Below are 6,527 nucleotides of genomic sequence, written 5' to 3'. Positions count from 1 at the left end.
ACGGCCGGGCCCTGCCCCCGCCCTGCCCCAGCCCTGCCCCCGCCCTGCCCCCGCCCTGCCCCAGCCCAGCCCCAGCCCAGCCCCAGCCCAGCCCCAGCCCAGCCCCAGCCCAGCCCCAGCCCAGCCCCAGCCCAGCCCCAGCCCAGCCCCAGCCCAGCCCCAGCCCTGGGTCCGGCTCGGGTGTGGGCCGGGGCCGAGTCCTGGCCCGGGTCCACGTCCCGGTGGGGCCGGTGCTGGGCGCCCAGCAGGGCGTCCACCCCCCAGCCGTCGTCCAGCCACACCGCCACCCCGGCCCGCTCGAGCCGGCCGACGATCTCCAGCACGTCGTCCGGGCCCATCGTGGCCCACCCTTCCCGCGTTGCGAATGCCGTGGTCGCACCCATTTTCTAGCGTGCTTGTGCAGCTTCATCGACTGCGTTACATTCCGCGCGCCCGACCGGGATTCCACCAGCGCCCGTGTCTGGAGACGGTCGGGGAGGGTGACAGGAGGGACAGAGTTGCCAGAAGGCACCGTCAAGTGGTTCAGCAACGAGAAGGGCTACGGGTTCATTGCCCGTAACGGAGGCGACGATGTCTTCGTCCACTTCTCGGCAATTCAGATCGACGGCTACAAGACCCTTGCCGAGGGTCAGGCCGTCGAGTTCGAGATCACCGACGGCCCCAAGGGGCCCCAGGCCTCGAACGTCCGACCGCTTGCGTAGAGCCTAGGAGCTCGACGGGCCTTCGGTTCGTTAGGACTTCCGGCAGCACGCAAGACCGCAAGGGCCCCGCCCCCGCGGGGCCCTTCCGCATCCGGAGAGGTCATCCGGCTCGTTCGACGGCCAGGCCGGGCACGACCTCGGCCAGCTCGGTCATCCAGCGCTCCTCTCAGGGCTGGCCGGGCACCCAGAGGCCGGATGGGCGGCGGCCGGGCTGGGCCGGCCCAGCCCCGGGTGGTGGGGCGGCCGGCTCCCGGGATGGGCGCGGGCTCGGCTGTGCCCCGGGGCCGGTGCCGCCCGGGCCGGCGTCCCGGGGGCCGGGACGGGAGGCGCCCGCGCCAGCGTGGCCGCCGCTGTGGCGCACGACCTCGGCGTAGCCGAGCTGCAGGTCGGCCAGGGCCCGGCGCAGCTCGGGCTCGACCGCGCCCAGGCGGCCCTGGACGCCGTCGAGCATGCCGGCCAGGGCGTCGATGAGCAGGCTGGCGGCCTCCAGGTCCCGGTACCGGTCGTTCTGGCCGGGCGGGACCCCGAGCCGCATGTAGGCGAGCGTCACCAGCGGGACTGCGGTCTCGGCCACGAGGTCGCCGGCCGACAGCGCGGCGAGCTGCTCGCGCATCTGCTCGACAGCGTCACGCTGTGCCTGCGCGGCGGTCGCCGGATCGGGCTGGTCGAGGTAATCAGTGGGGTCTGGCATCGGCGGTCTCCTGAGCGGTGCGCCGCCGGGCGGCGGCGGGACGGTCGCGCGGCGCGCGGCGTCGTGGCCTCCCCAAACAGCCCCGACGCCGTCGACACCGCGACGATGCGGCTGCTACAGTACAGTCCGACTCGGGTGCATCCGAAGCCTTGAGGGAATGCCAGATCCCGCGCCGGCGTTCCAGGTACCGTAGGACAACTGCACACAGCGAAGCAGGAGCGAGGGCTTCTCACCTCCAGGCCAGTATGAGCCCCCGGAGGTCGATGCGACAGACCACCGGACCCCGGTGGTGGGGCGGCCCTTTGGCCGCCTTTCGTTGTTTCGGGGCCGCGGAGGCCCAGAGGAGGGAGACAGCATCAGCGTAGAACCCAGGATCAACGACCGGATCCGGGCCACCCAGGTCCGGGTGGTGGGTGCCGACGGGGAGCAGCTCGGCGTCATGGACACCGTCGCCGCCCAGCGCCTGGCCAACGAGCTCGACCTGGACCTTGTGGAGGTCGCGCCACTGGCCCGGCCGCCGGTCTGCAAGCTGATGGACTACTCGAAGTACAAGTACGAGCAGGCCATCAAGGCCAAGGAGGCCCGCCGCAAGCAGAGCCTCGTGGTCCTCAAGGAAATGAAGATGCGGCCCAAGATCGACCCGCACGACTACGAGACCAAGAAGGGCCATGTCGAGCGGTTCCTCAAGCAGGGCCACAAGGTCAAGGTCACGATCATGTTCCGCGGGCGGGAGATGGCCCACACCGAGCTCGGCCGGCGCCTGCTCGAGAGGCTGGCGACCGACATCACCGAGATCGCCCAGGTCGACAGTCCGGCCAGGCAGGACGGCCGCAACATGATCGCCGTGTTCTCGCCCCGCAAGGGCCAGGGCGGCCCCAAGGCGACCCCTGTCGGCGACCGGGGCACGGCAGGGCGCGGCGCAGCCTCTGCCGACCGCGGCGGGTCGCAGCCAGCCCGCTCGAACACCCCCGCCGACCAGGCGGGCGGGCGCGTGGCGCCGGTGCCCGCCTCGTAGCGGCCGGACCACCAACCGACCACCGAGAGGAAGACCCTCGTGCCCAAGATGAAGACCCACCGCGGTGCCGCGCGCCGCTTCCAAGTGACCAAGAACGGCAAGCTGCTCCGCAGGCAGGCCAAGCTGAACCACATCCTCGAGAAGAAGTCCCCGGGCGTGAAGCGCCGGCTCGGCCGCCGCGTCGAGGTCGCCGCCGCCGACCGCCGCAACGTGCGTCGCATGCTCGGGATCTGACCGTGCGGCCGAACCTGGCCGCACCTGTGTGAGTGGTCGTGCAGCCGCCGGGCCGCACACCGAAGAACAGACCAGGAGACACTCCAGTGGCAAGAGTCAAGAGGGCCGTCCACGGCGCCAAGGCGAAGCGGACGACCATGGAGCTGGCCAAGGGCTACCGGGCGAGTCGCGGGCACCACGTGCGGGCAGCCAACGAGCAGGTCATGCACTCGCTGCGCTACGCCTACCGCGACCGGCGGGCGCGCAAGGGCGACTTCCGCGCCCTGTGGATCGCCCGGATCAACGCGGCGGCCCGGGCCGAGGGCCTCACCTACAACCGGTTCATCGCCGGCCTGCGGCACGCCGGGGTGGAGGTCGACCGCAAGGTCCTGGCCGACATCGCAGTGACCGACCAGGGCGCCTTCGCCGCCCTCGTCGCCACGGCCAGGGAAGGCCTCGCCAAGTAGCAAGCGCCTGCCGCGCCCCGGTCACCGCCGGGCGCCGGCCCCCCGTCCACCTACCGATGACCTCGAGCTCCCCGTCCACCTACCGACGACCTCGAGCGCCCCGCCCACCTACCGACGACCTCGAACCCCCGCCCGTCTCGCCGCCAGGCACGCCATCTGGCGCCGGCTCCCCGTCCACCTACCGACGACCTCGAGCCCGACCGTGAACGTGATCACGAGCGTACGTAACCCGACTGTGCAGGCCGCGCGCAAGCTCGGCCGCGCAACGGCCCGCGCCGGGCGCGGCCGCTTCCTGCTGGAGGGCGCCCAGGGCATCCGGGCCGCGCTCGACGCCGGAGTCCCGGTCGCGACCCTGCTGGCGACCCAGGCGGCCGCGGCCCGCCACCGCCGGCTGGTCGACGACGCCGGCGCGGCCGGGGCGCAGGTGCTGCTGGTCGCCGAGCCCGTGCTCGACGGCCTGGCCCAGACCGTCACCCCCCAGGGCCTGGTCGCGGTGGTGCCGAGCGTCGTCCGCGGGCTCGACGCCCTGCCGGCCGCCCCGCGCCTGGTCTGCGTGCTGGCCGAGGTGCGTGACCCCGGCAACGCCGGCACGGTGCTACGCGCCGCCGACGCGTTCGGCGCCGACGCGGTCGCCACCACGGCCGGCTCGGTCGACCTCGAGAGCCCCAAGGCGGTCCGGGCATCCGCCGGGAGCCTGTTCCACCTGCCCGTCCTGGGCGGGGTGGCCTGGCCGTCGCTGGCCGGGGCGCTCGCCGACCGGGGGGTGGCGCTGGTCGGGACCGACCCGCACGCCCGCGACGACACCGACGCCGCGCCCCTCGAGCGGCCGGTCGCGCTCGTGCTCGGCAACGAGGCGCACGGCCTCGGAGAGGACGTCCGGCGCGACCTCGACCACCTCGTGCGCCTGCCCATCCACGGCCGGGCGGAGAGCCTCAACCTGGCCGCTGCCGCTGCGGTCCTGCTCTGGGAGACGGCCCGCAGGCAGCGGGCGGCGGCCCCGGCCGGAGAGGAGGCGCCCGTTGGCTGACACCCAGGCCTACCTCGAGGCGCTGCCCGACGCGGTGGTGGTGGTCGAGGCGGACGGCACCGTGGCCTGGGCCAACTCGGCGGCCGAGCGCCTGGCCCGGGCCAGCCGTCACGAGCTGGCCGGCCAGCCGCTCGACAGCGTCCTGCCCCTGCGCGACGAGGCGGGCAACCCGTGGTGGGCGTGCTCGGAGCGGCTGCGCCGGCTGCCGGGGGTGCGCGGGGTGCCCCCGCGCGAGCTGACCCTGTCGGCGGACGGACGGACCAGGCCGGTGGACCTGTCGGCCACCTTCGTCCGGGGGCCCGATTCCACCGTGGTGCAGGCGGTATGCGTGCTGCGCGACGCCTCGGCCCGGCGCCGGGCCGACGCCAACCGGGGCGAGCTGATCTCCACCCTCGCCCACGAGCTGCGCTCCCCGCTGACCAGCGTGAAGGGGTTCACCTCGACGCTGCTGCACCGCTGGGACCGGTTCGGCGACGAGCAGAAGCGCCACATGCTGACCACCGTCAACGCCGACGCCGACCGGGTCACCCGGCTCATCGGCGAGCTGCTCGACGTCTCCCGGATCGAGGCGGGCCGGCTCGAGCTGCAGCGCCAGATGATCGAGCTCCCCCGCATCGCGCGCGAGGTCGTCGGCCGGTTCGAGCAGCTCCACGACGGGCACGCGTTCCGGATGTCGTTCCCGCCCGACTTCCCCGAGGTCTATGCTGACCGGGACAAGATCGAGCAGGTGCTGACCAACCTGGTGGAGAACGCGGTGAAGTACTCGCAGGGCGGGACGGTGGCGGTGCGCGGCGAGGTCGCCGGCGACGCCGTCGAGGTCGCCGTGACCGACCAGGGCGTCGGCATCCCTGCCGACCAGGTCCCCCTCATCTTCACCAAGTTCTACCGGCGGGGCGGCCACGGCGCGCCCACCGGCACCGGCCTCGGCCTGTTCATCACCCGAGGCCTGGTCGAGGCCCACGGCGGCCGGGTCTGGGCCCGCTCCGAGGTCGGCCGCGGCACCGAGGTCCGATTTCGCCTGCCCCGCGGGGGCCTGGAGCTGGCCGGGATCCACTAGGAGCCGGCTCCACCGGGTCCCGGCGGGGCGACCGCCGAGCGGACGATAGGCTTGCTGCGTCTTCCCGCTGCCCGCCCTGGACGCCGGGTGGCGCCCACCCAAGGAGCTCCCATGCCCACCACCACCACGCCCGACCCCGGCCTGGACGCCATCGTCGCTGCGGGCCGCGCCGCCATCGCCCAGGCCGGCGACCTCGACGCCCTGCGCGCCGCCGAGCAGCAGCACGTCTCTCGGCGCTCACCCCTTGGCGACGTGCAGCGCGCCCTCGGCGGCCTCGACCCCGAGACCCGACGGACCCTCGGCCAGCGCGTCAACCAGGCCAAGGCAGAGCTCACCGCCACGCTCGCCGCCCGCCAGGCCGAGCTGGAGGCGGCCCGGGACGCCGTCCTGCTCGAGGCCGAGCGCGTCGACGTGACCCTGCCGGGCCGGGTGCCCCCGCGCGGCAGCATCCACCCCCTGAGCCGTACGGTCGACGAGGTCGTCGACATCTTCATCGGCCTCGGCTACCGGGTCGCCGAAGGTCCCGAGGTCGAGACCGACTGGTACAACTTCGAGGCGCTGAACTTCGCGCCCGGCCACCCCGCCCGGCTCATGCACGACACCCTGTTCGTCGAACCCGACCCGAGCGTGCCTAGCCCGCTGCTGCTGCGCACCCACACCTCGCCCGTACAGATCCGCACCATGCTGGAGTGCCCGCCGCCGGTGTACGTGGTCATCCCGGGGCGGTGCTACCGGGCCGACACCCCCGACGCCACCCACGTGCCGGTGTTCAACCAGATCGAGGGCCTCGCCGTGGCCGAGGACATCACCATGGGCGACCTCAAGGGGACCTTGCAGGCGTTCGCCCGCGCCTACTTTGGCGACGAGCGCGAGATCCGGCTGCGCCCGTCGTATTTCCCGTTCACCGAGCCGAGCGCCGAGGTCGACGTGTCCTGCTTCGTCTGCGGCGGCCGGGGCGGCGACTGCCGCACCTGCAAGGGCGAGGGCTGGATCGAGATCCTCGGAGCTGGCATGGTCCATCCCCGGGTGCTCGCCAACGTCGGCTACGACCCTGACCAGGTGTCCGGCTTCGCGTTCGGCATGGGCGTGGAGCGGATCTACATGCTCCGCTCCGGCCTTGCCGACCTGCGTACCCTCGCCGACAACGACGTCCGCTGGCTGGCCAGCGTGTGAAGGCGTGTCGGTGATCCGCTTGACCATGGCACAGGCGCGGTTGGGGATCCGCCCGGCCGCGGCACCGGCGCTCTTGGGGCCGTGGGAGCCCGGGGGATCCGCCTGACCATGGCACAGGCGCTCTTGGGGGGCCGTGGGGGGAGCGAGCGCCCCCCACATCGAACCAGGACCGCCGGGAGACGC

Annotated in this window: 9 protein-coding genes; 7 read left to right on the top strand and 2 right to left on the bottom strand. The window is 73.6% G+C overall.

The annotated features are described in order from the left end of the window. On the bottom strand, positions 1-338 hold a 338-nt coding region (locus VG276_21080), incomplete at its 3' end, for a hypothetical protein (GenBank protein ID HEV8651819.1). Positions 339-497: 159 nt separating this feature from the next. On the opposite strand from VG276_21080, the gene VG276_21075 reads away from it, so the two are divergent. Further along, a complete protein-coding gene (locus VG276_21075; protein HEV8651818.1) occupies positions 498-701 on the top strand; it encodes a cold-shock protein in 204 nt (67 codons plus the stop codon). Between the two features lie 166 nt (positions 702-867). Here VG276_21075 and VG276_21070 read toward each other — a convergent pair whose 3' ends face one another. After that, the gene (locus VG276_21070; GenBank protein ID HEV8651817.1) at positions 868-1,392 is read right to left on the bottom strand and encodes a hypothetical protein; all 525 of its coding nucleotides are present in this window, start codon (positions 1,390-1,392) and stop codon (positions 868-870) included. A gap of 355 nt (positions 1,393-1,747) precedes the next feature. On the opposite strand from VG276_21070, the gene infC reads away from it, so the two are divergent. The 6 genes from infC to pheS all read left to right on the top strand — a co-directional run bounded on the left by infC (position 1,748) and on the right by pheS (position 6,344). Continuing rightward, entirely contained in the window at positions 1,748-2,407 is a 660-nt protein-coding gene (gene infC / locus VG276_21065; GenBank protein HEV8651816.1) for a translation initiation factor IF-3, read from the top strand. Between the two features lie 39 nt (positions 2,408-2,446). After that, complete coding sequence (gene rpmI, locus VG276_21060) at positions 2,447-2,641, top strand: 50S ribosomal protein L35 (GenBank protein ID HEV8651815.1); 195 nt, start codon at positions 2,447-2,449, stop codon at positions 2,639-2,641. An 86-nt stretch (positions 2,642-2,727) separates the two neighbouring features. After that, on the top strand, positions 2,728-3,087 hold the full coding sequence (gene rplT / locus VG276_21055; protein ID HEV8651814.1) for a 50S ribosomal protein L20: 360 nt from the start codon (positions 2,728-2,730) through the stop codon (positions 3,085-3,087). A 202-nt stretch (positions 3,088-3,289) separates the two neighbouring features. Further along, entirely contained in the window at positions 3,290-4,114 is an 825-nt protein-coding gene (locus VG276_21050) for an RNA methyltransferase (GenBank protein ID HEV8651813.1), read from the top strand. Next, entirely contained in the window at positions 4,107-5,171 is a 1,065-nt protein-coding gene (locus VG276_21045) for an ATP-binding protein (protein HEV8651812.1), read from the top strand. Before VG276_21050 ends, VG276_21045 begins: the two co-directional genes overlap by 8 nt. Before the next feature lie 111 nt (positions 5,172-5,282). Beyond that, positions 5,283-6,344: a phenylalanine--tRNA ligase subunit alpha gene (pheS, locus tag VG276_21040; GenBank protein ID HEV8651811.1), complete on the top strand. Its 1,062-nt coding sequence runs from the start codon at positions 5,283-5,285 to the stop codon at positions 6,342-6,344. Positions 6,345-6,527: the final 183 nt, after the last annotated feature.

It is taken from the genome of Actinomycetes bacterium (assembly GCA_036000965.1).
Lineage (GTDB): Bacteria > Actinomycetota > CALGFH01 > CALGFH01 > CALGFH01 > DASYUT01.
Note: the sequence above shows the minus strand (reverse complement) of the source record. Positions and strands in the feature narration are given on the sequence as shown.